At 75.2% G+C, this 3,875-nt stretch carries 3 protein-coding genes and 1 pseudogene; 2 read left to right on the top strand and 2 right to left on the bottom strand.

The features are described from left to right. Positions 1-2 precede the first annotated feature (2 nt). Both EF918_RS33525 and EF918_RS33520 read right to left on the bottom strand, forming a co-directional pair. Positions 3-791 (bottom strand): ferritin-like domain-containing protein, encoded by a 789-nt coding sequence (locus EF918_RS33525; protein ID WP_125652662.1) that lies wholly within the window; start codon positions 789-791, stop codon positions 3-5. 205 nt (positions 792-996) lie between these two features. Next, complete coding sequence (locus EF918_RS33520; RefSeq protein WP_125652661.1) at positions 997-2,046, bottom strand: LLM class F420-dependent oxidoreductase; 1,050 nt, start codon at positions 2,044-2,046, stop codon at positions 997-999. 93 nt (positions 2,047-2,139) lie between these two features. Here EF918_RS33520 and EF918_RS33515 point away from each other — a divergent pair, with 93 nt between their 5' ends. Both EF918_RS33515 and EF918_RS38780 read left to right on the top strand, forming a co-directional pair. Beyond that, positions 2,140-3,123 carry an aldo/keto reductase gene (locus EF918_RS33515; protein WP_125652660.1) on the top strand — a complete coding sequence of 328 codons (984 nt, stop codon included), beginning with the start codon at positions 2,140-2,142 and terminating at the stop codon, positions 3,121-3,123. After that, positions 3,120-3,875 (top strand): annotated as a pseudogene (locus EF918_RS38780) (DNA helicase RecD); the annotation flags it as partial. The gene EF918_RS33515 and the pseudogene EF918_RS38780, both read left to right, overlap by 4 nt.

The following is a 3,875-nucleotide window of genomic DNA, read 5'->3' as shown; positions in this document are numbered from 1 at the left end:
GGTCAGGCGAACTCGGGGGCCGTGGTGGGGGCTCCGCCGAGGGCGTCGCGTCGTTCGGGCATCCGGAGGCTGACCATCCGGTGCCAGCCGGCCAGCCGTTCCCAGCCGTGCAGGCCGTGGATCCCGGCCGCCAGGGCGGCGGACTTCGCCCTCGGCCAGTGCAGCAGCCGGCCCATGTGGTCCATGACGGCGAGGCTGACGTCGCGGTAGACGGCGATCTCGCAGAGGGCGCTCTCGCGCAGCACCCGCTGGATGGTGCGGCCGTGGCCGAGGTGGTTGAGCCGGAGCAGTTCCTCGTGGCAGTAGGCGAGGTGGTTGTCCTCGTCGTTGCTGATCATGCGGATGGCCCGGCCCAGTTCGGGATGGTCGCCGAAGTGGGTGACGAGCATGTCCATCTGGTCGGCGGCCCGTTGCTCGGTGACCCGACTGTGTGCCAGGTAGACCACCACGTCCTGCTCGGTCAGCGGCTCCTCGCGGCGCAGCTTGGCGTGCGGCAGGCCGATGCCGCGGCGCTCCAGCAGCATCGTGTAGTCGGTCTCCGGCGGCACCGGCACGGGCGGCAGGCCGCGTCTGCGCAGCAGGGCGTTGAAGATCCGGCCGTGTTTGTCCTCGTCGGCGCCGTGCCGGGCGATCTTGTGCGCCATCTCCCGCATGCTGCCGGGCACCAGGGCGGAGATCCGGGCGTTCTCCCAGCCGCCCTGGGACTCCCCGCTGGCGGCGATGGAGCAGAACAGCTGGAAGGCGTCGTCGCTGTCGACGATCTCCTGGAACAGGCTGCGGGCAGAGAGCATGCGTCCACCTCCGGGCATCGGTCCGGTTCCCACTCAAATCCGGATCGACCGGGGCGGCAACCGAGGCGCCGCGCCGCTCGGCCGAACGAAGGACGGGGAGGGCGGACCCGGGTGCGTAACCCGGTGGGGCACCCGCGCGTTGAAGGGACGACGGCCGTGGCGGGGAAGACCCCCGAGCCCCCACCACGGCCGCTGTGCTGTCCGGCTACGCGAGGCCGGCGTGCTCCAGGGCCTCGGTGCCCGCGCGGAGCGCGGCGAGCCGCTCGTCCAGGGTGAAACCGGCCGGGGCGAGGGTGAGCGTGGTGACGCCGGCGTCGGCGTAGGCGCGCATCCCGTCGGCGATGCGCTCCACGGAGCCGAGCAGGGTGGTGGAGTCGATCAGGGAGTGCGGGATCGCGGCGGCCGCGCCCTGCTTGTCGCCGGCCAGGTACTTGTCCTGGATCTCGACGGCCTCCTTCTCGTAGCCCATGCGCCGGGCCAGCTGGTTGTAGAAGTTCTGCTTCCGGCTGCCCATGCCGCCGACGTACAGGGCCGTGTAGGGGCGGAACATGTCGGCGAGCGCGGGCACGTCCTCGCCGAGGGCCAGCGGCACGGTCGGGCAGACGTCGAAGCCGTCCATCGTCAGGCCCGCCTTCTCGCGACCGGCCCGGATGTGCCGCAGCGCGGTCTCCTCCAGGTGCGCGGCGGCGGGGAAGATCAGCAGGGCGCCGTCGGCGATCTCGCCGGTCTGCTCCAGGTTCTTGGGGCCGATGGCGGCGATGTAGAGCGGGATGCGCTCACGGGTGGGGTGGACGGTGAGCTTGAGGGCCTTGCCCGGGCCGCCGGGCAGCGGCAGGGTCCAGTGCTCGCCCTCGTGGGTCAGGCGCTCGCGGGTCATGGCCTTGCGGACGATCTCGACGTACTCGCGGGTGCGGGCGAGCGGCTTGTCGAACTTCACGCCGTACCAGCCCTCGGAGACCTGCGGGCCGGAGACGCCCAGGCCCAGCCGGAACCGGCCGCCGGAGAGGGAGTCGAGGGTGGCGGCGGTCATGGCGGTCATCGCGGGCTGGCGGGCCGGGATCTGGAGGATGGCCGAGCCGACGTCGATCCGCTCGGTCTGCGCGGCGACCCAGGCGAGCACGGTGGGGGCGTCGGAGCCGTACGCCTCGGCGGCCCAGCAGACGTCGTAGCCGAGCCGGTCGGCCTCCCGGGCGACGGCCAGGTTGTCGGCGTCCATGCCCGCGCCCCAGTAGCCGAGATTGATACCGAGCCGCATGTGTCGTCCCCTTACCGAGCAGTAACGTTCTGGTTGCCGGGACTCTAGCGCGCCCGGGTCCCCCGCGTCAGCGCCCCAGTAGTCTCAGCGCTCATGGAGCAGAGGCATCTCGGCCGCACCGGACTGCGCGTGTCCCGGCTCGGCCTCGGCACCCTGACCTGGGGCCGCGACACCGGCGAAGAGGCCGCCGCCGAGCAGTTGAAGGCGTTCTGGGAGGCCGGCGGCACGCTGGTGGACACCGCAGACGTCTACGGGGGCGGGGAGGCCGAGTACCTGCTGGGCCGGCTCGTGGGCGCCCTGGTGCCCCGGCAGGACCTGGTGATCGCGACCAAGGCGGGCAGCGTGCCGGACCCGGTCCGACGCGCCGACGGTTCGCGCGGGCACCTGCTGGCGGCGCTGGACGCCTCCCTGACCCGGCTGGGCACCGACCACGTGGACCTGTGGCTGGTGCACGCCTTCGATCCGGTGACCCCGCTGGAGGAGACCCTCCAGGCCCTCGACCTGGCGGTCGCCAGCGGCCGGGCCCGGTACGCGGGGGTGGCCGGCTTCAGCGGCTGGCAGCTGGCCAAGGCGGCCACCTGGCAGCTCGCGGCGCCGGGGACCCGCACCCGGCTCGCCGGGGCGCAGCTGGAGTACTCGCTGCTCCAGCGGGGCGTCGAGCGCGAGGCGCTGCCGGCGGCGCTGGACCTGGGCCTGGGGCTGCTGCCCTCGTCCCCGCTGGGCCGGGGCGTGCTGACCGGCAAGTACCGCGACGGCGTCCCGCCGGACTCACGCGGCGCCTCGGAGCTGATGGCGGGCTTCGTCGAGCCGTACCTCGACGACGCGGCGGCCCGGATCGTGGACGCCGTCGCCACGGCCGCCCACGGCCTGGCCGTGACCCCGCTCCAGGTGGCCCTGGCCTGGCTCCGGGACCGGCCCGGCGTGACCGCGCCCATCGTGGGCGCCCGGACGTCGGCGCAGCTCAGCGAGGCGTTGTCGGTGGAGCCCCTTAGTCTTCCCGAGGAGATCTGCCGGGCGCTGGACGATGTGTCGGCGCCCGTGCACCGCTACCCCGACCACGACTGGAGCACGCTGTGAGCACGGACCGCACCGACCCCGAGTCGCCTGCGGAGCAGGCCGATCCACCGACCGCCGAAGCCGAAGCCGCGGCTGCCGAGGCCGAGGCGGGCGGAGCGGCCGCCGGCGCGGCTGCGGAGGAGGCCGGGGGCGCTCAGGGCGCAGGCTCCGCGGACGTGGGCACGGGCTCCGCGGAGGCGGGCGAAGGCTCGACGGACGTGGGCGCGGGCGCGGAGGACGCGGACGGGGCCGATGGCACGGCCGTCGGCCAGTCGACCGCGGCCGCGAGCTCCGCGGACGGGGACGCGGGCTTCGCGGCGGGCGGCGAAGCCCCCGCGGACGCGGGCACGGGCTCCGCGGACGCGGGCACGGGCTCCGCGGCGGGCGGCGAAGCCCCCGCGGACGCGGGCACGGGCTCCGCGGCGGGCGGCGAAGACCCCGCGGACGCGGGCACGGGCTCCGCGGCGGGCGGCGAAGGTTCCGCGGGCACGGGCTCCGCGGAGCCCGGCGAAGGCCCCGCGGACGCGGGTGGGGGGTCTGCGGAGGAGGCGGGGGCGCAGCGGAGTGAGGCGGAGGCCGAGTTGGCCGCGCAGCGGGTGGAGCGGGAGCGGATCGAGCGGCGCAAGGCCGAGCGGACCGCGCCGATCGACGCCGGGGCCAAGCTCAGCGGCCGGGCCGCGGACCTGCTGGCCGCCGTACGGGCCGTGGAGAGCGGCGAGCAGCCGGCCCCGCGGTACTTCGACGAGGCCCCCGCCCCGGCCGCCCGCCGGGCC

It is taken from the genome of Streptomyces sp. WAC06614 (genome assembly GCF_003949795.1).
Lineage (GTDB): Bacteria > Actinomycetota > Actinomycetes > Streptomycetales > Streptomycetaceae > Streptomyces.
This window is presented reverse-complemented; position numbering and strand designations above follow the sequence as displayed.

Coding starts and splice junctions, on each gene's coding strand:
- EF918_RS33525 (WP_125652662.1), bottom strand. CDS start 791: ATGCTCTCTGCCCGCAGCCTGTTCCAGGAGATCGTCGACAGCGACGAC.
- EF918_RS33520 (WP_125652661.1), bottom strand. CDS start 2,046: ATGCGGCTCGGTATCAATCTCGGCTACTGGGGCGCGGGCATGGACGCC.
- EF918_RS33515 (WP_125652660.1), top strand. CDS start 2,140: ATGGAGCAGAGGCATCTCGGCCGCACCGGACTGCGCGTGTCCCGGCTC.